Here is a 20,079-nt window from a genome sequence, read left to right on the forward strand (position 1 = left end):
GGTCCTTCCGGCTCGCGTCAGGCGGGAGAGGGCTCGGTGCGCCCCGCGGCGGAACCGCGGACGTCCCCGTCCACGACGTCCCCGTCCACGACTTCCCCGTTCACGACTTCCCCGTTCACGACGTCTCCGTCCGCGGCGCGGCGCGCCGGGTTCGCCAGCTCCAGGCCGGAGAGGTGCTTCTTCAGCCTTTTCGCCATGGGGCGGGAGGTCGCGAGGGTGAGTCCGCCGGAGACGACGGCGCCGACGACGGGGATGGCCTTGGAGACGGTCTTCGCGAAGGTCTGCTTCGTCATCTCGACGCCGAGATAGGCCGCGACCTTCTTCACGATCGGGTAGACGACGCCCTGGGTGAGCGCCTTCTGGGGCAGTTTCCTGGCGACTTCCTTCGCCATCATTCCCGAGATCTGCCCCACGGCGGTGTTCGCCGACTGGGTGCCGAACATCACGCCGACGAAGAGCGTGAGGACCCCCTTGGTGGCGTCGTCGAGATCGTCGCTGCTGGTGGAGAGCAGGTCGGGCCAGCTGTAGAGGTAGGCCAGCTTCTGCGCGATGCGCAGCATGTGGCTCATGTACTGGGCCATGTCGGTGGGAACGGTGACGGGCAGGGCGAAGATGCCGGGCATTCCGGCGGCCGCGGAGAGGGCCCCGGCTTTGCTGGTCTCGTAGGTGATGGAGGCGTCGGCCGCCTTGTCCAGGATGTCGAGGGGGATTCCCGCCGCCGCGGGGGTCTCCTCGATCGCCGTGCGGATCTCGTCCTCGGAGCAGTGACGGGCCAGCGCGCTTCGGAGGTACGCCTCCCTGTCGATGCGTACGCCCGGAAGGTTCGCCACGCTCGCCAGTACGGCGGAGAAACGCGACTCCGGGTTCTCACTCGCTCTGCTCTTGGCCATGGCAGGAATCTACAGTCCTGCGACACTCCTGCACCGTGAACAACCGATATTGGGAAAAGGCAGTTGGCGTACCCGATGCGCGGTGGGCGCGGAGGTCTCCGCTCTCTTTCGCGGCATGCCGCGCCGGCCGGGAGCGACCGGGAGGGGCCGGCGGAGGAGATCCTCCGCCGGCCCCGGAACGTCCACCGGATCAGGCCGCGCAGTACTGCCCCTGCTTGCCGATCGAGCGGTACATGCAGTCGGCGTTCTCCAGGAGTTGGAGCACCGCGTCCCGGTTGCGGGCGGTTTCGCGTTCGATGACCTCGTCGGGCGGGTAGAAGCCGCCGCCGGAGGACGAGGCCGGGTACATCTCGAAGGTGTACGCGAAGATCTTCTGGGCGCCCCACAGGTAGTCGTCGATCGAGCCGTCCGTGACGTACAGGTCGCTGGACTGCTCGGGGGTGTAGCCGTTGCTCGCGGCCATCTTCTTGCCCACGGCCGCGAAGGCGTTCCGGTCGTCCTGGGTCATGCCGGGGGCGGTGTCGGCGGTGGTCCAGCCGAACGGCCAGAGGACCAGCTCGCTGTACGTGTGGAAGTCGATCGCCGCCTTGATCTGCTGCTTCCCGCCGACCACCCGGGAGCGGACGAAGTCGGCGACGACCTTCACCTCGGGGGCGGACTCGGGGGCCGTGCCCCGGTAGGTCTCGGAGCTCTTGGTGCCGGAGGAGCCGCCGCAGCAGCCCCACTTGTAGTCCCAGTTCCGGTTCGTGTCCGTGCCGACGTACGAGGAGCCGGAGTTGGGCTGCCGGTTCTTGCGCCAGCTGCGGTAGGAGCCGGAGGCGATGTCGTACTCGCCGCCGTCCGGGTTGAGGTCGGGGACGATCCAGATCTCGCGCCCGTTCACGGCGTTGGTGACCCTGCTGTCCGTGCCGTAGCCCGCGCCGAGTTCGCGCAGCAGGTAGAGCGCCATCTCGACGGTGAGGTGCTCGCGGGCGTGCTGGTGGTGGGTGAAGAGGACCTCGGGCTCGTTCTCGTCGGCGGCCACGTTGTCGCTGATCTTGATCGCGACGACGTCCCGGCCCTCGTACGACTTGCCGATGACCCGCTTGCTCATGATCGAGGGGTACTGGGCGAGCCGCTGGTTGATCTCCGCGTTCGCCTCGGCGTAGTTGTGGTAGCGGGAGTCCGCCGACGGGAAGTCCAGCGGGCCGAGCGCCGACCGGGCGGCCTCGCCCCGGTCCGGCGGGCCCGGCAGGGCGACGGGCTCGTAGCCCAGGGCCCTGAGGCGCCCGAGCTGCGCGGCGTTGGCGCTGACCACGACCGCGCGGGCGTCGACCTCGTCGATCGAGACCCCGGTGGCGGCGAGCGCGGTGCGGGCGGCCGGGGTGGCGGGTCCGGCCACCTCGTACTGCCGGACCACCTCCTCGGCCGCGGCGGAGGAGCGGGTGGTGGTGCCGGCGGCGGTCGACGCCGGGTCGGCCCCGGCGGGCGTCGAGAGCGCGGAGAGGGGTGCCACGAGGGCGAGTGCCACGAGGGCCGCGAGGGTGGCGGGCCTCCTGCCGGGCCTCCTGGCGCGGAGGGAACGTCGCATGCTGTCTCCTGGGTGGGGAGGGTGGGGGGTGCGACAACGACGAAGCGGAAACGGGGGTGGTGCGAGGGGGCGGTGCGGGTCGTGCGGGGTGTTCCGGACATGGTGAGGTCATGTCATGGACCGGTCAAGAGACGGACTTCGGCCATACTGTCCCGCGTGGGGACCCTCATCGGCAGATACGTCATCGAGCACAAGCTGGGCGAAGGCGGCATGGGCACCGTCTACCTTGCCCGATCGCGCGGCGGACGCGCCGTCGCCGTCAAAGTGGCGCGGCCGGAACTCGCCTCCGACCCCTCCTTCCGCGCACGCTTCCGCGCCGAGGTCGCCGCGGCCCGCAGGGTCGGCGGCTTCCACACCGCGCAGGTCGTCGACGCCGACCCCGACGCCGAGGCGCCCTGGCTCGCCACCGCCTACGTCCCCGGCCCCACCCTCGCCGGACTCGTCACCGCCGAGGGCCCCATGGACGAGCCGCGGCTGCGCGCGCTCGGGGCCGCGCTCGCGGAGGCCCTGGAGGCCATCCACGCCTGCGGGCTCGTCCACCGCGACCTCAAGCCCGGCAACATCGTCATGGCCCCCGACGGGCCGCGCGTCCTCGACTTCGGGATCGCCCGCGCCCTGGAGTCGACCCGCCTCACCGCCACCGGCTCCGCCTTCGGCACCCCCGGCTACCTCGCCCCCGAACAGGCCCTCGGCGAGGAGGTGACGGGCGCCGCCGACGTCTTCGCCCTCGGCGCCGTCCTCGTCGCCGCCGCGGGCGGCCGCCCCTTCGGGGAGGGCACGCCGATGGGCCTCATGTACCGCTCGGTCCACGAGGCCCCGGACCTCGCCTCCGTCCCGGAGGCGCTGCGCGGCCTGGTGGCCCGCTGCCTCGCCAAGGACCCGGCCGGACGCCCCACGCCGGACGAGATCCTGGACGCGCTGGGGGAGGGGGGACCGCATCCCGCCACGGTGGTCGTACCGGCGGCCCCCGCCCACGGGCCCCCGCCGGGACAGGCACCGCCACCGGGACACGCACCCCCGCACGTGCCGCCCCAGGGGTTCGGGCCCCCGCGGGGCTTCGGAGCCCCGGGCGCCTTCGCCGTACCGCCGCCGCCCTCCGTACCGCCCGGCGCCGTACCCCTCGGATTCGTACCCCCCGGATCCGTACGCCCCGGGTTCGTGCCGGAGTTCGTGGCCGCCGACCGGGTGTCCGGGATCGTCGTCGACGGCTCCGGCGTCCACCTCCAGCTCTACGGCGATGAGGTGGACTTCGGCTGGGAGGAGATCTCGGGCGTGGACCTGCTGCGGACCCGCCGCGGCCGGGGACTGCGCGTCGTGGTCTCGCTCCACGGCGGCGGCGCGTACACGTGCGAGCTCGACGGCCGCCGCGCCGCCCGGGTCGAGGAGTGGGTGGCCCGGCTCGACCCGGTCCTGGCCACGTTCCTGCCCCGCCGCTGACGGATCCCGGAAGGCCCCGGGAACGACGCGGCGCCGCCGGGAGAGCGGCGGCGCCGCGGAGCCCGTACGGGGACGGGGAGGGAACCCGTTACGGGAGGCCGTGCACGTGCGGACCGACCGCGTTCGACCAGGCGTTGCCGGCCGTCGCGTCCCAGTTGGTGGACCAGGTCATGGCGCCGCGCAGCGACGGCCAGGCCTGGGCCGGCTTGAAGGAGCCGCAGTTGGTGAGCTTGGTCAGGCAGTCGAGCGCGTTGTTCACGACCTGCGGGGAGACGTAGCCGCTGCTCGCGCCCCGGGTGGAGGCGGGGACGCCCAGACCGACCTGGGACGGGTCGAGGCCGCCCTGGATCTGGATGCAGGCGAGCGCGGTGAGGAAGTCCACCGAGCCCTGGCTGTAGACCTTGCCGTCGCAGCCCAGCATCGAACCGCTGTTGTAGTACTGCGTGTTGACCACCGTGAGGATGTCCTTCACGGCGAGCGCGGTCTTGAAGTACTCCGTGCCCGTGGACTGCATGTCGATGGTCTGCGGGGCCATCGTGATCACCAGGCTCGAACCCGCCTTCGCGGAGAGCTGGCGCAGCGCCTTGGTGAGGTACGTGGAGTTGATGCCGTGTTCGAGGTCGATGTCGACGCCGTTGAAGCCGTACTCCTGCATCAGGGCGTACGTGCTGTTGGCGAAGGCGGTGGCGCTCGCGTCGCTGTTGATCGTGACGTTGCCCTTCTCGCCGCCGACGGAGATGATCACGGACTTGCCGGCCGCCTTCTTGGCCGCGACGTCGGCCTTGAAGTCGGCGACCGAGGCGTAGCCGACGGCCGGGTCCAGGTTGAAGACGATCTGGCCGGGCGTGGCGGTCGAGTCGGCGAAGGAGACGGCGATGATGTCGTACGCCGCCTGCACGTCCCGCAGCTTCTGCTTGGCCGCGCCGTTGTCGAAGTTCTGCCAGTAGCCGGTCACGGCGTGCTTGGGCACGGCCGGGCCGGGGCCGGTCTGGTTCTTCGCGGTGCGCGCCGACACGGCGGCGGACTTCGCGGACTCGCCCGCGGCGTTCGTCGCGGAGACCTGGAACTGGTAGGCGGTGTCGGCGGTGAGCCCGGTGACCGTGGCGGAGGTGCCGCTCACGGTCTGCGGGTTGGCGCCGTCCCGGTACACCTTGTAGGCCGTCGCGCCGGAGACCGCGCCCCAGCTCAGGCTCACGGAGGAGGAGGTGACGGTGCCCGCCGCGAGGCCGGCCGGGGTGGTCGGGACGACCGGGTCGGGGTCCTGGCCGCCGCCCCCGTCGGGCCCGTAGACGCTCACGTCGTCGACGAGGTAGGGGGAGGTGCCGTACCAGCCGTGGGTGTAGATCTCGACCGAGGTGGTGGCGGCGCCCGTGGTGAAGGTGGTGGTCAGCTGCTTCCAGGAGGGGGAGTCCGGCGTCCAGGTGGACACCGTGCCGGTGCCGGTCCCGGTGCCGCTCGCGCCGAGGTAGGCGTAGCCGCCCTGGACCCAGGCGCTCAGCGTGTACGTCGAGTTGGGCTTCACGGCCACGGTCTGCACGCACTTGGCGTTGTCGAGACCGGCCGGGCTCGCCTTGAGGGCGCCGGTCCCGGTGCGGACCGGCGAGGAGACGGCGGCGCCGCTCCCGGCGGAACAGGCCCAGTTGGCGAGGCCGTTCTCGAAGCCCGCGTTCTTGGCGACGTTGACGTCCGCCGCCTGGGCGGTGCCGGCTCCGCCGACGAGGACGAGCCCGGAGCCGACGGCGAGGGCGAGGGCTCCGCCGAGCCATCCGCGTCCGCGCGGGCGGGTGGTGGTGCGGTCCACGTGCATCCTCCGTGGGGGAGTTGGGGATGTGGAGGTGCCGTACGTCGTCGTACGGAGGGGTTCGTACGGGGGTACGAGGCGGTACGAGGGGTACGGGTTCGGACGGTGGCCACCGTTGTGCGAACAAGCTGGTCCAGACCAATCGCGTTGTCAAGACCTCTGGCGGCAAACGGTGTTCGGGCGGCGGGACGAGTCCGGGCCGGAAAGGGCCGTGGGGCCCAGGTTCCGGGCCCAGGACCGGGGCCCAGGGGCCGGACCCAAATAAATGGGGGCAGCTTGGCGGATTGTGTGTTCACCACCCCGGGGGACGTGGATAAGGTGCAGAGGCGGCCGCACCCCGGTGTGACGCCGCGAACGCGGTAAGTGAACCGTGACCCCCGCGACCCCGGGGGCCGGAGGGGACGGGGGCCCGACGTGCCGACAGCGATCGCGGTCACCAGCGCCGATCTGGTGCTGCCGCCGACCGACCCCGGAACCCCGCGGGCCGCCGTGCTCCCGCCCCCCGAAGGGCGCTCCCTGGACGCCTCGGTCGCGGACGTGCAGCAGCTCCTCGCCCGCCACGGACACGTGGTCGTCGTCTGCCCCACCTCCGCCCCGGCCGCCGTCGAGCACCGCCTCCACGCCGTCCGCTCCCTCCTGGAGAGCGACCGGATCGCCCTGGTCAGGACCGACCTGCCGCCCCTCGGCGCGGCCGTGCTGGTCCGCCAACTGTGCCTCCTCGCCGGCTGCGACTTCAGCCCCGGAGTCCTCGCCTCCGCCGCCCGGCTGCTCGCCCACTACATCTACGCGGGCGCCGTCCTCGGCTCCGTCTCCCGGCTCGACCGCGTCCCCGTCGGCCTCGGCTCCCACCTCAAGAGCTGGCTGCCCGGCGCCCACTTCGCCGTCCTCGCCGGACCCACCCCGCAGATGGTGCGCGTCGGCGACGGCGAAGGGGCCCTCGCGGGACCGGAGTTCGCCACCGAACTCCTCCTCGCCCGCGGCCGGCTCCAGACCGACTGGCCCACCACCACCCTCGTGCCCCGCTGGCGGATCCCCGGCCCCGTCCAGGAGACCGCGCTGCCCGCCGCCTCGCCCGGCTGGTGGGGCACCGGAAAACTCGTCGAGTTCGCCGCGTACCTCCCCGACCTGTCCGTCCTCCACCAACTCGTCTCCTCCGTACGGCGCGAGACCTGCCACTGGTGCGGCATGGACCTCATCGGCGACCGCTGCGGCTTCTGCACGGCCCCGCTGACCCACCCGGAACCGGGCGGCCGCGGGTACGAGGGCGGGGAGGGCGGCGACCCGTACCCGGAGACGCGGGGTGCGCGGGGCACGCGGGGCGCCGATCCGCGCACGGGCGCGTACCCGGGCACGGGCGCTTATCAGGGCGCGGGCGCGTACCCGGGCGCGGGCGCTTATCAGGGCGGGCGCGCCGCCGACCCGCGCGCCGTCGGCCCCGCCGCCGACCCGCGCGCCCTCGACCCCGCGGACCCCCCCGCCCCCCACGCCCCGGGGCCCGCCGTCCCGCACCCCGCCCGGGCCCTGGAGCCCGGCGCGCAGACCCCCCGCGCCCTGCCGTGAACCGCCCCCGGGACCCCGCCCCCGTACACCCGCCCGCCCACCGTCTCCGTCCGCCCGGACCCACGTCTCCGATCGAGGTAGTACGGCCATGAACTCCCGCCAGCGCCGCGGCGTGATCCTGCTGCTGCTCTCCGTCCTGTGCGCCCTCGGCGCCTTCGTCGGCGTCCTCGCCGTCATCGGCGACGTGAACTCCAAGGTCGGCCCGGAGACCACCGCGTACCGGATCAAGGCGGACGTGGAGCCCTACCAGGCCCTGAAGGCCGACCAGTTCGAGAAGATCACCATGCCGGAGCGCTGGCTCTCCGGGACCGCCGTCACCGACCTCGCGCGGATCCGGGGCAAGATCGCCGTCACCCGGCTCAAGAAGGGCTCCCTCCTCCAGGAGGACATGATCGTCGACCGGCCCGCGCTCCGGCCGGGCCAGCAGGAGATCGCCATCATGATCGACGCCGGCACCGGCGTCGCCGGCAAGATCACCGCCGGCGCCACCGTCAACATCTACGCCACCTTCGCCGGCGAGAAGAAGGGCGACCCCGACCAGTCCCGCATGATCGTCTCCGGCGCCCGCGTCCTCGACGTCGGCAAGCTCACCCCGGCCTCCGAACGCTCCGACCGCGCCGACCGGGCCACCTCCACCGTCCCCATCACCTTCGCGCTCTCCACCCTCGACACCCAGCGCGTCGCGTACGCCGAGTCCTTCGCCGAACACGTACGCCTCGCCCTCGTCGCCCCCTCCACGGAAGGCGCCCCCGTCGACCAGCGCGACCGCACCTACACGCTCGACAAGGACAAGTGAGGCCGGTATGACCACGAGGATCCTGCCGGCCGTCGGCGACCCCGACGCGGCCCGGGCCGTCGTCACGCTGCTCAGCCAGCTGCCCGACGCCGAACCCGCCCCGCCGGTCGCCGACTCCGCCCAGCTCGTCGACACCCTCGCCCGCCTCGCCGCGGCCTCCCTCGACGAACTCCCCGAGGTCGTCCTCGTCCACGAGCGGATCGGACCCGTCCCCGCGCTCGAACTCGTCCGCGAGGTCGCCCTCCGCTTCCCCGCCGTCGGCGTCGTCCTCATCACCGCCGACGCCGGACCCGTCCTCTTCTCCGCCGCCATGGACTCCGGCGCCCGCGGCCTCGTCACCCTGCCCCTGGGGTACGAGGAACTCGCCAGCCGCGTCCAGGCCGCCGCCCAGTGGTCCGCCGGAGTCCGCCGCCACCTCGGCACCGGGCCCGACCAGGGCGCCGGCCCCGGCGGCACCGTCGTCACCGTCGGCGGCGCCAAGGGCGGCGTCGGCACCACCGTCACCGCCGTCCACCTCGCCCTCGCCGCCCGCGCCTCGGGCCGGAGCGTCGCCCTCGTCGACATGGACCTCCAGAGCGGCGACATCGCCTCCTACCTCGACGTCCAGTTCCGGCGCTCCGTCGCCGACCTCGCCGCCATCACCGACATCTCGCCCCGCGTCCTCCAGGACGCCGTCTTCGTCCACGAGACCGGCCTCTCGCTGCTCCTCTCCCCGGCCGAGGGCGAACGCGGCGAGGAGGTCACCGACCGCGCCGCCCGCCAGGTCGTCAGCGCCCTGCGCGGCCGCCACGAGGTCGTCGTCGTCGACTGCGGCTCCCGGCTCGACGGCGCCAGCGCCGCCGTGATCGAGATGGCCGACACCGCCCTCCTCGTCACCACCCCCGACGTGGTCGCGGTACGGGCCGCCAAACGGACCGTACGCATGTGGGAAAGGCTCCAGGTCCGCAAGGCCGAGGAGACGATCACCCTCGTCAACCGGCAGCACCGCTCCAGCGAGATCCAGCCGCCCCTCGTCCAGAAGATCACCGGCACCCGGGTCGCCGGCGTCTCCGTCCCCGCCCACTTCAAGGAGCTCCAGGCCGTCGTCGACGCCGGCCGCCTCCACGAACTCGACGCCAAGTCCACCGTCAAGCAGGCCCTCTGGGCCCTCGCCGGCGAACTGGGCCTCGTCCGGGCGGCCCCGGCCGCGGGCCGCCCCGGCAAGCAGCTCGCCCGCACCGGCGACCGGGGCTCCCTCGGCCTGCGCCGCCGCACCGGAGGCCGCTGACCCATGCGCGGCCACCGGGACGGCGCCAGGGGCGGAGAGGGCGACAGGGGACAGGTGGCCGTCGAGTTCCTCGGCATGGTCCCCCTGATCCTCCTCACCCTCGCCCTGCTCTGGCAGGTCGTCCTGGTCGGCTACACGTACACCCTGGCGGGGAACGCGGCGGACGAGGGGGCGCGGGCGTGCGCGGTCGGCGACGACTGGGGCGCCGCCGCCCGCCGCCACATCGACGGCGCCTGGAACGTCTCCGAGGTGAGCTGCGCCCCGGGCGGCGGCATGGTCAACGTCCGGATCAAGGTCGACGTGCCCGCCCTCGTCCCGGGTCTGGGAGGCCTCTTCCCGGTCACGGCGGAGGCGGGCGCGGTGCAGGAGGAGCCCACACCATGAGCCGACAACCGCGCACGAGGGCCCGCGACCGCGGGCAGGCCGCCGTCGAGTACCTCGGGTTCCTCCCGGTCCTGCTCCTCGCCGGCCTCGCCGGCCTCCAGCTCGGCGTCGCCGCGTACGCCGCCCAGCAGGCGGGCACGGCGGCGCGCGCGGCGGCCCGGGCGGCGAGCAGCGACGCGGAGGACGGGCCCGACGCCAGGACGGCCGGCTACGCGGCCGCCGACTGGGTCACCGCCGTCGACGTCGTCCCGAGCGGCGGTGAGGTCGTCGCCACCGTCAAGGTGCGCATCCCCTCCGTCGTCCCCTTCTGGAACTTCGACCCCGTGACGAAGACCGCCACCATGCCGCTGCCCGCCGAGGAGGACGAATGAGGAGGGACGACGAGTCATGAGCCTGCGCTCCCGGATCAACGCCCCCGAGGAGAGCGGCGCCGCCGCCGCCCGCGAGGACGGACACCTCGTCGCCGCCTTCCGCGCCAAGCTCCTGGAGGAGATCGACCTCACGGAGATGTCCGCGCTCGCCGCCGCCGAGCGGCGCGCCCGCCTGGAGCGCGTCCTCGGGCACATCATCAGCCGCGAGGGCCCGGTCCTCTCCACCGCCGAGCGCTCCCGGCTGATCCGCCGGGTCGTGGACGAGGCCCTCGGCCTCGGCGTGCTCGAACCGCTCCTCGAAGACGCCTCGATCACCGAGATCATGGTCAACGGCCCCGACCAGATCTTCATCGAGCGCGGCGGCCGCGTCGAACTCCTGCCGCTCCGCTTCGCCTCCCACGACCAGCTCATGCAGACGATCGAGCGGATCGTGTCGACGGTCAACCGCCGCGTGGACGAGTCGAACCCGATGGTCGACGCCCGGCTCCCCTCCGGCGAGCGCGTCAACGTCATCATCCCGCCGCTCTCCCTCACCGGCGCGACCCTCACCATCCGCCGCTTCCCCCGCGCGTACACGCTCCACGAGATGCTCGGGCTCGGTTCCCTGGACGAGCAGATGCTGCTCCTGCTCTCCGGGCTCGTGCAGGCCAAGTTCAACCTGATCGTCTCCGGCGCCACCGGCACCGGGAAGACCACCCTCCTCAACGCCCTCTCCGGGCTCGTCCCGGAGGGCGAGCGGATCATCACCATCGAGGACTCGGCCGAGCTCCAGCTCCAGCAGTCCCACGTCATCCGGCTGGAGGCCAGGCCGCCCAACATCGAGGGCCGCGGCGCCATCTCCATCCGCGACCTCGTCCGCAACTCCCTGCGCATGCGCCCCGACCGCATCATCGTCGGAGAGGTCCGCGGCGGCGAGACGCTCGACATGCTCCAGGCCATGTCCACCGGCCACGACGGCTCCCTCGCCACCGTCCACGCCAACTCCGCCGAGGACGCCCTGATGCGGCTCCAGACCCTCGCGTCCATGTCGGAGGTGAAGGTGCCGTTCGAGGCGCTGCGCGACCAGATCAACAGCGCGGTCGACGTCCTCGTGCAGCTGACCCGGCACCCCGACGGCACCCGCCGGATCACCGAGATCGCCGTCCTCGCCTCGCACGGCCGCGAGCGCTTCCTGCTCGCCACGGTCTGCCGCTTCCACGCCGAGCCGCTCGCCGCCGACGGAAGGGTGTACGGGCGGTTCACGTACCACCCGCTGCCGCGCCGGGTCGCCGAACGCCTCTACCTGGCCGGGCAGCCCCTCCCGCAGGCCTTCGGCGTGGCCGCGACCGACGCCCACCTGGCCGTCCGGGAGGCGGAATGACCATCGACCCCTTCTGGCTGACGATCGGCGTCGCGCTGCTCTGCTGCGTCCTGGGCGTGACCGGCGTCCAGCTGTACGCGAGCGGGGCCCGCCGGCACGCGGACCTCGTCGCCCGGCTCGACGAGACGGCCGGTCCCGAGGCCTCCGGCCGCCGCAGGCGCCACTTCAGGGGCGTCGACCGGCGGGTGCGCGGGACCGCCCTCGGCCGGAGGCTGGAGCTGCGGATCGCGGCCACCGGCCTGGACGTCACGCCCGGCGAGTTCACGGTCGCCCTCACGGCGACCGTGGCGGTCCTGTGGGCCGTGGGGCAGACGGCGCTGTCGCCCTTCTTCGGCCCGATCTGCGGCTTCCTCGGCATCTGGGTGGCCCTCGGCTACCTCAACTGGCAGCGCCAGAAGCGCATCGAGAAGTTCATCAACCAGCTTCCCGAGCTCTCCCGCATCCTGGCCAACGCCACTCAGGCCGGACTCGCCCTCCGGATGGCCCTCAGCCTGGCCGCCGACGAGCTGGAGGCCCCGGCCGGCGTCGAACTGGAGAAGGTCGCCCAGCAGCTGTCCGTCGGCACCTCCCTCGACGACGCCCTCGGCGAGCTCGCCGAACGCCTCCCCTCCCGGGAGCTCGTCGTCCTCGTCACCACCCTGGTCCTCGCCAACCGGGCCGGCGGCACCGTCGTCTCCTCGCTGCGCAACCTCACCGAGACGCTGGAGGAGCGCAAGGAGACCCGGCGCGAGGTCCGCACCCAGCTCTCGCAGGTGAGCATGACCGCGTACTCCGTCCCCGTCATCGGGATCGGCTCGCTGCTCCTCATCGACAACATGCAGCCGGGCGCGCTCGACCGGATGACGGGTTCGGGCCTCGGGCAGTTCGCGGTGATCGCGGCGTTCGCCCTGTACGCGGTCGGCTTCGTCATCATCCGCCGCTTCTCGAAGATCGACGTGTAGGGACGGCCGCCGTGGACCTCCTCCTCGCCCTCCTGGCCGGCCTGGCCGTCGCCGGCGCCTGCTACGGCGTCCGGCTCTACCGGGCCGACGCCAAGCTCCCCGACGACCTCCGGCTCGCCCTGGAGGTCGGCGCGACCCGTACCGGCGCGGTCGACTCGGCGGTCGACCGCCTGGGCATGCGCTGGTCGCCGGGCGTGCTGCGCCTGATGGGCCCCAAGCGGGTCAACGCGGTGCGCCGCCGCATCGACCTGGCCGGGAACCCGGGCGGCCTGACGATCGACCGGTACGGCGCCCGCCGGGCGGTGTACGGCTTCCTGGGGGCCCTGGGCGCCCTCCTGATGCTGTCGAAGGGCTCGTACCTCACCGCGCTCCTCCTCCTGGCCTTCGGGGCGTTCTGGACGGAGGTGGGGATCTGGTCGGCGGTCCGCATCCGCAAGGACCAGATCGAGCGCACGCTGCCGGACTTCCTGGACGTCCTCGCCGTCGTCGTCTCGGCGGGTCTCGGCTTCCGGCAGGCCCTCGAACGGGTCGCGGAGAAGTACGAGGGGCCGTGGTCCGACGAACTGCGCATCACCCTGCGCCAGATGGACATGGGCGTCAGCCGCCGGCAGGCCTTCGACGAACTGCGCCGCCGCAACGACTCGGAACAGGTGGCGCAGTTCGTGACGGCGCTCCAGCAGGGCGAGGAGCTGGGCGCCCCGATCGTGGACACGCTCATCCAGATCGCGAACGACATGCGGCGCACCGACGCCCAGAACGCCCGCCGCAAGGCGGCGAAGGCGGTCCCGAAGGCGACGATGGTGATCACGACCCTGATGGTCCCGGCGACGATGATCCTCCTCGGCGCGGGCCTGTTCCTGGGCACGGGAACGGACTTCGGCTCGGTGACGGGCGAGTGAGCCGCTGATGCCGACGGTACTCACGGTCCTGGTGGTGGACGACGACCCGGTCGTACGGGCGGGCCTGCGCGCGCTCCTCGGCGGCCGCCCCGGCTTCGAGGTCGTCGCGGAGGCGGCGGACGGCGGCGAGGCCCTCCGGGAGACCCTCCGCGTCCGCCCCCACGTGGTCCTCCTCGACGGCCTGACGGCCCTCCCGCGCCTCGCGCGCCTGTCCCGCGTCCTGATGCTCACCCACAGCCGCGAGCCGGAGACCGTGGAGGAGGCGCTGCGCCGGGGCGCGGGCGGCTATCTGGTCCACGGCGAGTTCACGACGGACGAGCTGGTGAGCGCGGTCAGGGACGTGGGGGAGGGGAGGGCGAGGTTCACGGCGACGGCGTCGGGGGTCCTGCTGAAGTCGCTGCGTGCGACTGCACACAGGGGGATGCCGCCAACTGTCAAAAACCGGCCTTTCTTCGAGAAACCCTCTTCGCAAGTGCAACCTAATCTGCCACAGTGTGGACTGAGTGCGAGGGAGGCGGAGGTGATGGACCTGATCGCCACGGGCCTGAACAACCAGCAGATCGCCGCGGCCTGTTTCATCACGGAGAAGACGGTCAAGAACCACATCAACCGAATCTTCGCCAAACTCCACACCAGCACCCGCGCCGAGGCCATAGCCTCCTGGCTGGGCACGAGGTCCCTCCCATGACCCGACCTGACGAATGGGCCCAGGGACCCTGTGCACCCACGGCTCCATCGGCATACCGTGCCGGAGCGCAGGCGTCTGAACGCGGAGGGGACCACGATGAACGACGCGATGCTGAAGGCCCTGACCAAGGCCAAGATCGCACTGACCACGCGCCCGATGTCCAGGGACCGGGGGCAGACGGCGGTGGAGTATCTGGGGATCATTGTGGTGGTGGTGGCGATTGTGGTGGCGATCACCGGGACGGATCTCGGGCAGTCCATCAAGGGTGCGATCAGCCAGAAGATCGCCGAGCTGACTGGTGGCGGCGGCGAGTAGCCGCGGTTCGCGGCCTGTCGGAGGCAGGCCAGGCGTTTCCTGCCTATGTCGCCGCCATAGGGGGGCTTCTGTTCTTGGCCTTCGTCTACTTCGCCTTCGGGCAGGCTGCCGCCACTCGCAATAGCGCCCAGACCGCCGCGGACGCAGCGGCGCTCGCGGCTGCCCAGGACGCACGGGATCAGTTGCGCGAGGGATGGCTCGACGTGATCCTCGACCCTACGCAGTGGAACGGGTTCCTTGAGGGCAGGGCGTTCGTGAAATTCTCCGCGTGCCAGCAGGCGGCCACCTTCGCTGCCAGAAACGGCGCGAGAATCTCGGGCGGTGGTTGTGAGCGCTTCTCCGGGGAGTACGAGGGCTTCAGCGTGACGGTGGAGACGACCGGAACGGAAGCACAGCAGGCCACCGCGTCTGCGAACGCCGTGATTGAGCCGAAGTGCCACTTCAAGGAACCGGAAGTGCCGGCGCCGGAGGACACCGAATCCGAGGAGCCGGAGGAAGAGGAGCCGGAACCGGAGGAGGAGCCGGAGCCGATTACGGGTCTGACCTGTGAGGGCGATGCCTGGACGATCGACCCCGACAACCCGGAACTTCCCAGTGTCACCGACCTCTTCACCGTTCGACTGACCGGCGACGACGAGTAAAGGAAGCACCCTTCATGAACGTTCGGTACGCACGAAGAGGGCGGGCCTCCCTCGCGGTCGCATCGGTGGTTCTCCTCGCGGTCGGCTGTGGGGCCGAGGAGAAGCCGAATGAGAACAAGCCGACCATGAAGACCACTTCTCCTCAGAAGAGCCAAGGAGGTCAAGAGCAGCCGACTGCTGAGGAGCCGACGGAAGAGCTGGCTGTCGTCAAGGGGCAGAAGGGGCTTGAACTGACGGTCAATTCGGTGGAGCGGGATGCCGGCGGCTTCATCACCGTCAAGGGAAGGCTGCGAAATGCCGCCGAGACGGTCAGCGCGATTCCCCCGCAGACAAGTGGCAATGAGACCGAAGTGGTCAAGCACGGCACCTCTTTGGGGGGCGCCTCGCTCGTGGACTCCGTCGGAAAGAAGCGGTACTACGTGTTGAGGGACACGGACGGGCGGCCGCTGACCACCATCGGGCTCAACAGCCTCGGTCCCGGCAAGTCCACCGCCGTCTTCCTCCAATTCCCCGCACCCCCCACCTCCACCACCGAAGTCTCCTTCCAACTCCCCACCTTCGAACCCGCCACCCTCAAGCTCTCCTGAGGCGACGCCATGACGACGACACACCGCCGCCTCGCCGCAATCGCCCTCGTCTCCGTGGTCCTGTGGCCCGTCGCGCCCCTCGCCCACGCCGACGACCCGCCCGGCTCCGCCGGCACCGCGTCTCCCGTGCCCGTCATCGACGAGGACGCGCCGGGGCTGATGCTGCCCGACGGTGCCGTTCTCGCGGCCCCGAAGGTCCTCGACATCAAGCAGATCGTCGAGGAGGAGGGCGGGGCGCAGCGCCGCCAGGACACCAATGTGGACGTGACGTTCGCGCTGCAGGCCGAGGTGCTGTTCCCGAAGGACAGTGCCAAGCTCGGGGCCGCCGCCACGAGCCGGATCGCCGCGATCGCCGCCGAGATCGACAAGCAGGGCTCCGGTCGCGTCCGGGTCTTCGGCTTCACCGACAACCTCGGGACGTACGAGCACGGCCTGAAGCTCTCGAAGCAGCGCGCCGCGGCCGTGCAGCAGGTGCTCGCCCGGAGCCTGGGCCCCGGCACCACCTTCGACATCCGCGGCTACAGCGAGGACTACCCGATCGCCGACAACGGCACCGAAGAGGGCCGCAAGAAGAACCGGCGCGTCGAGGTCTCCTTCCCCCGCACCACGCCTCCCGCCACCCCCTGAGCCGGTCCGGTTCAGGCGCGCAGCGCCTCCAGGCGCCCCCGTACGGCGGCCGCCCGGCCCCGCACCTCCGCGGCCGGGAGGCCGCGGGGCGCGGGGAGCGCGGGGCGTTCGCCCCGGCAGGGCCCGCAGTCGCCGTCCCGGAGCGTGTCCGCGTACCCGGGAACACCGCAGGTGCCGCATTCGAGGATGCGGAGCGGGGCGGGGTCGCGCCGGACGGGGAGGGGCGGCAGCTTGTCGCCGAGGCGGCGGCGTACGAGTCCCGCCGGGTGGTGGACGGACCGCGGGAGGCCGGTGGTGAGGGCGCGCAGGACCTCGTCCTCGCCGGCGTCCCGGTCGAACCACTCCTCCACGAGCGGGACGAGCGCCCGGCACTCGGCGTGGGACAGGGACAGGGCGGAGTTCGTACGGCCGAGCGCGGCGAGCAGGACGTAGGCCCGGGACCGTTTCGGCGCCCGCGCCTCCCGGGGGGCGTCGCCCTGCTGGAAGGCGGCCCACCAGACGCTGTCGCGCGGCGTACGGGTGAACCACGTACGGGTGATCCACCGCCCGCCCAGGCACTCGCGGCCCCGCCGCAGATGACCGGCCCGCTGGATGCGGTTGAGCGCGGTCCGGAGGGCGCACTGTCCGTACGGCAGGTGCTTGGCCAGCGTCTTCACCGCGATGTCGCTGCCCTCGGGCAGTCGGTCGATGTACGCGGCGACGGCGGCCTCACGGGCCGGAAGGTGGGCGAAGTCCTGGGGGCCGCGTGCTTCCTGCTGCGGCGCGGAGCGCTTTCCGTACCCCGGGCTGGCCAGGGGGTGGAGGGCTTCACTAAAATCGGCGTCAGCCATGTGGATCGACTCCTAGCAGATTCTCGATCTTGATGGTGAGACCCCCGCGAGGTGTTGGTGCACCTCGGTGGGGGTCGTTTGTTTTCAGTTCTGCGCCCACGCTAGAGGCATATGACACTGCGTGGCAAGTCGACGACTCTCCGTCAACTCGGGGGGTGGGTGGGCGGGTTCGTCCAGACCCGATCCCCTTCCGTAGAAGAGCGCCCGAAGCCCGGAACCCGAGCTTCGGGACCGCCGCCCCAGGGTGCCCGCCGCGCTCAGGCGCGCGGCTTCCAGAGGGTGACCCGGAGGCCGATCTGCGTGGGCGGTTCCCCGATCGTGGAGGAGTCGCCCCCGATGAAGCCGGTGATCACGACCCGGGCGATGTTGCCCTTGTCGGTCACGACGCAGAGGACGGTCTTCGCGGGAAGGTCCCACTCGTGCATCCTGGCCTCGGTGAAACCGCCGACCCGGGCGGCCCTGGCGCAGTCGGCGGCCTTCTCCGAGGGTTCCGTGGACTGGAGTTGGGCGGCGTTGCGGCCGTTCTTCAGGGCGAGGATGCCGTAGACCGACTGCCGGTACGTCAGGTCGGCCTCCACCGGGACCCCGGTCTCGCCGGCCTTCTCCTCCAGGGCCGCCCACTCGTCGTCCGTGTACCGGTGGGTGCCCGGCGCGTCGAAGTCGATGGAGCCGAGGTCGGAACCGGGAGGCAGGCCCAGGGACATGGTCTGCTCGGCGTAGGACTCCTCGTACGACTCGCTCGCCGGAGGCGCGGAGCCCTCGTCGGCCGACGGGTCCCCGGACTCCCGGGGCGTCGAGGAGGGGCCGTCCGAGGAGACCTGCGAAGGGGGCTTCGAGGCGGTGGCCGGCGCGGGGGTTCCCGTCGTCGCCGCGGGGGTCTGCCGCGCGGACGGCTTGGCGTCCGGCGGGCCGTCCCCCCTGTCCGTGAGGGCCGCGGTCAGGACGGCGCCCCCCAGCGAGAAGACGCCGGCGATGACCGCGCCGATGATCGTGATGCGGACGCCCTCGCTCTGCCGGGCGAACCAGCCCCGCCGCCGGGGCGGTCGCGGGGGAGGCGGCGGGAACGGACCCGTGGGCGAACCGGGGCCCGGCTGCGGGTGGCTGCTCGGAGGCGTGGGGGCCGTGGACACCGGAAAACCTTTTCCTCTCGGCTGCTGACGGAAAGCGCCCTGCCCCTTCTCCCCGGGAACCCCGGGGTTCCCGGGGCGGGCCGAAGGGTGACGCGGTGATGATCGGACGTGGTCAACGGACCTTACCGTGAGCCCTGTTGCCGTCACGCGGCCATATGTGCGGTGACCGGCACCGTCCCCCCGCCCCCATTCGCTCGTACGCGCGTCCGACTCTGCACGAAAGGGGGACACCAGGGGCCTTCTGTGGAAAACCTCGCGAAAGTCATTCCCGGGAAAGCGCAAAAGGGGCGGGACGCGGTCGCCGCACAGGAGCATTCTGGACGGATGACGACGACGCCGAGCGTGACGCCGGGTGTGCAGTTGGTCAGTGACCTCGTCACCCGGATTCCCGAGTTCCGTGAGGCCTACGAGACCCATGTCCTCCACCAGGGCGGCGTGCTGCCGCACGTGTTCTTCTGGAACGTCGTCCAGGGCACCGTCCGCTCCTTCCTCGGCGAGGACCCGGCCGCCCCCGACTGGCGCCGCACCCTCGCCTTCCTGGAGGAGGAGAGCCGCCGGGGGGTCCTCGGCGTCGACGAGGTCATCGTCACCTCCTTCCTGGGCGACCTGCCCTCCCCGCACGAGCCCGGACACGCGATCGTCCACCGGCTCGGCCCCGTCATGGCCGGGAAGTTCGCCCGCATGAGACCGCTCGGCTGACCCGCGCGCCCCTCCTCGCCCGCCAACAGCCTCTGTTCACAAGCTCGTTGGGTATCGTTCCGTGGACACGCCGGGGGTGACGCGCCCCGGCGCGGACCGGGGGGGTGGCGGAAGCGTGCTGAGTGACGAGGACGTCCTGGCGGCCGTGCGGCGCGGTCTCCAGGAGCGCGGTGAGGCCGGGCAGGCGCTCCCGGAGGAAGCGGACATCTCCCGGCACCTGCTGCTCGACGGGAAGATCCTGCGCTCCGTCGAGACCCGCACGGAGGAGGAGCGGTTCCACCAGGGCTTCATCGACCTGTCGGACCGGCCCGTGTACCGCTCCAGCATCCACGCGCACCGCATACCGCCCCCCGAGGACCCCGCCTCCGAGACGACGCTGGAACTGGTGCGGCGCGGTTCGGTGGACGACCGGTCCTGCGACTGCGGCAACGGCCTGGTGGCCTGCGAACGCTGCAAGGGGGTCGGCGAGCTGCCGTGCGTCCCCGCCAGGGCCTGCGGCGACTGTCACGGGATCGCCGGCTGCCTGTGGTGCGACGGCACCGGCCGCCGCGGCCGGCAGTCGCGCGACCGGGGGGACGCCGGGCGCGCGGGAAGGGAGGGACGCGTCACGTGCGGCCAGTGCGGCACCAGGGAAGCGGCGTGCGCCGGGTGCGGCGGGCGCGGCAAGATCACCTGCGCCCGGTGCGACGGGACGGGGTCCCGGGCCTGCCCCGACTGCGACCGGGCGGGCACCGTGCCCCACCGGCGCTGCGGGGGCACCGCGAGGACCGTGACGTGGACCGAGGGCGTCATCACCAGAAGCCCGTTCGTCGTCAAGGTCAAGGTCTCCACCCCCGTCCTGCCGTACGGGGCGTGGCGCAGCGCCCGCGACCACGGGGACTGGACCGACGTTCGCGTGGTCGGCGAACGGTCCTCCCTGGCGCGCGACGTCGAAGAGCGGGTGGCCGGGATCCTGGAGCCGTGGCTGACCCCGCACGAGGGGGAGGTGGGCCGCCGGGTCACCCTGCGCCACCTGTCCCTGGCGCGCGTCACCCTCGCCTCGCAGCCCCACCGGGTGTTCTTCGTCGTCCCCGCGCACGACGGGCCGTACGTCGCCGTGTGGCCCTCCGAGAAGCGGGCCCGGCTGATCGGCGCCGTCGCCCTGGCGGCCCTGGTGACCCTCGTCGTCGTGTGGCGCCTCCTGGCCTGACCCGGGCCGACTCCGGACCGTCGCGCCCGGACCGCCCCGGGGCCGCCCTCCGCCCCGGGGTCGCCCTCCGCCCCGGGGCCGCCCCCCGCCCCGGGCC

At 72.4% G+C, this 20,079-nt stretch carries 20 protein-coding genes and 1 pseudogene; 16 read left to right on the plus strand and 5 right to left on the minus strand.

Annotated elements, in window-relative coordinates; genetic code table 11:
* Positions 1–17: 17 nt before the first annotated feature.
* Positions 18–890: a hypothetical protein gene (locus tag ADL08_RS28230; protein ID WP_053647905.1), complete on the minus strand. Its 873-nt coding sequence runs from the start codon at positions 888–890 to the stop codon at positions 18–20.
* A gap of 190 nt (positions 891–1,080) precedes the next feature.
* Positions 1,081–2,460, minus strand: coding sequence for a M14 family metallopeptidase (locus ADL08_RS28235; RefSeq protein WP_053647908.1), 1,380 nt, complete (start codon positions 2,458–2,460; stop codon positions 1,081–1,083).
* A 156-nt stretch (positions 2,461–2,616) separates the two neighbouring features.
* Between ADL08_RS28235 and ADL08_RS28240 the strand changes: the two genes are divergently transcribed.
* Positions 2,617–3,897: a serine/threonine-protein kinase gene (locus ADL08_RS28240; RefSeq protein WP_420709668.1), complete on the plus strand. Its 1,281-nt coding sequence runs from the start codon at positions 2,617–2,619 to the stop codon at positions 3,895–3,897.
* 88 nt (positions 3,898–3,985) lie between these two features.
* On the opposite strand, the gene ADL08_RS28245 is transcribed toward ADL08_RS28240, so the two are convergent.
* Positions 3,986–5,704: a chitinase gene (locus ADL08_RS28245; RefSeq protein ID WP_199837105.1), complete on the minus strand. Its 1,719-nt coding sequence runs from the start codon at positions 5,702–5,704 to the stop codon at positions 3,986–3,988.
* 408 nt (positions 5,705–6,112) lie between these two features.
* Here ADL08_RS28245 and ADL08_RS28250 point away from each other — a divergent pair.
* The 13 genes and pseudogenes from ADL08_RS28250 to ADL08_RS28310 form a co-directional block, all read left to right on the plus strand.
* A pseudogene (locus tag ADL08_RS28250) lies at positions 6,113–6,940 on the plus strand (hypothetical protein); the annotation flags it as partial.
* A 406-nt stretch (positions 6,941–7,346) separates the two neighbouring features.
* Positions 7,347–8,054: a Flp pilus assembly protein CpaB gene (gene cpaB / locus ADL08_RS28255; RefSeq protein WP_053647912.1), complete on the plus strand. Its 708-nt coding sequence runs from the start codon at positions 7,347–7,349 to the stop codon at positions 8,052–8,054.
* 7 nt (positions 8,055–8,061) lie between these two features.
* On the plus strand, positions 8,062–9,321 hold the full coding sequence (locus tag ADL08_RS28260; protein WP_053647914.1) for an AAA family ATPase: 1,260 nt from the start codon (positions 8,062–8,064) through the stop codon (positions 9,319–9,321).
* 3 nt (positions 9,322–9,324) lie between these two features.
* The gene (locus ADL08_RS28265) at positions 9,325–9,705 is read left to right on the plus strand and encodes a TadE/TadG family type IV pilus assembly protein (RefSeq protein ID WP_053647916.1); all 381 of its coding nucleotides are present in this window, start codon (positions 9,325–9,327) and stop codon (positions 9,703–9,705) included.
* Entirely contained in the window at positions 9,702–10,076 is a 375-nt protein-coding gene (locus tag ADL08_RS28270; protein ID WP_053647918.1) for a TadE/TadG family type IV pilus assembly protein, read from the plus strand. Before ADL08_RS28265 ends, ADL08_RS28270 begins: the two co-directional genes overlap by 4 nt.
* Positions 10,077–10,092: 16 nt before the next feature.
* A complete protein-coding gene (locus ADL08_RS28275) occupies positions 10,093–11,436 on the plus strand; it encodes a CpaF family protein (RefSeq protein ID WP_053647922.1) in 1,344 nt (447 codons plus the stop codon).
* Positions 11,433–12,377, plus strand: a complete 945-nt coding sequence (locus tag ADL08_RS28280) for a type II secretion system F family protein (protein ID WP_053647924.1) — start codon at positions 11,433–11,435, stop codon at positions 12,375–12,377. Before ADL08_RS28275 ends, ADL08_RS28280 begins: the two co-directional genes overlap by 4 nt.
* An 11-nt stretch (positions 12,378–12,388) precedes the next feature.
* Positions 12,389–13,276, plus strand: coding sequence for a DUF5936 domain-containing protein (locus ADL08_RS28285; protein ID WP_053647926.1), 888 nt, complete (start codon positions 12,389–12,391; stop codon positions 13,274–13,276).
* A gap of 7 nt (positions 13,277–13,283) precedes the next feature.
* Positions 13,284–13,964, plus strand: coding sequence for a LuxR C-terminal-related transcriptional regulator (locus tag ADL08_RS28290; protein WP_053647928.1), 681 nt, complete (start codon positions 13,284–13,286; stop codon positions 13,962–13,964).
* 108 nt (positions 13,965–14,072) lie between these two features.
* Positions 14,073–14,279, plus strand: a complete 207-nt coding sequence (locus tag ADL08_RS28295) for a hypothetical protein (RefSeq protein WP_053647947.1) — start codon at positions 14,073–14,075, stop codon at positions 14,277–14,279.
* 14 nt (positions 14,280–14,293) lie between these two features.
* On the plus strand, positions 14,294–14,920 hold the full coding sequence (locus tag ADL08_RS28300; protein ID WP_053647949.1) for a pilus assembly protein TadG-related protein: 627 nt from the start codon (positions 14,294–14,296) through the stop codon (positions 14,918–14,920).
* A 14-nt stretch (positions 14,921–14,934) separates the two neighbouring features.
* The gene (locus ADL08_RS28305; RefSeq protein ID WP_053647930.1) at positions 14,935–15,507 is read left to right on the plus strand and encodes a hypothetical protein; all 573 of its coding nucleotides are present in this window, start codon (positions 14,935–14,937) and stop codon (positions 15,505–15,507) included.
* A 9-nt stretch (positions 15,508–15,516) separates the two neighbouring features.
* Positions 15,517–16,134: an OmpA family protein gene (locus ADL08_RS28310; protein WP_053647932.1), complete on the plus strand. Its 618-nt coding sequence runs from the start codon at positions 15,517–15,519 to the stop codon at positions 16,132–16,134.
* A gap of 11 nt (positions 16,135–16,145) precedes the next feature.
* On the opposite strand, the gene ADL08_RS28315 is transcribed toward ADL08_RS28310, so the two are convergent.
* Entirely contained in the window at positions 16,146–16,964 is an 819-nt protein-coding gene (locus tag ADL08_RS28315) for a hypothetical protein (protein ID WP_234352291.1), read from the minus strand.
* 257 nt (positions 16,965–17,221) lie between these two features.
* The gene (locus ADL08_RS28320; protein WP_053647934.1) at positions 17,222–18,094 is read right to left on the minus strand and encodes a hypothetical protein; all 873 of its coding nucleotides are present in this window, start codon (positions 18,092–18,094) and stop codon (positions 17,222–17,224) included.
* Positions 18,095–18,418: 324 nt separating this feature from the next.
* Here ADL08_RS28320 and ADL08_RS28325 point away from each other — a divergent pair, with 324 nt between their 5' ends.
* Together ADL08_RS28325 and ADL08_RS28330 are read left to right on the plus strand one after the other, a co-directional pair.
* Positions 18,419–18,793: a hypothetical protein gene (locus ADL08_RS28325; protein ID WP_053647936.1), complete on the plus strand. Its 375-nt coding sequence runs from the start codon at positions 18,419–18,421 to the stop codon at positions 18,791–18,793.
* A gap of 115 nt (positions 18,794–18,908) precedes the next feature.
* Entirely contained in the window at positions 18,909–19,982 is a 1,074-nt protein-coding gene (locus ADL08_RS28330; protein ID WP_053647938.1) for a hypothetical protein, read from the plus strand.
* Positions 19,983–20,079 lie beyond the last annotated feature (97 nt).

Origin of the sequence: Streptomyces sp. NRRL F-6492 (assembly GCF_001280125.1) — a bacterium.
GTDB lineage: Bacteria > Actinomycetota > Actinomycetes > Streptomycetales > Streptomycetaceae > Streptomyces.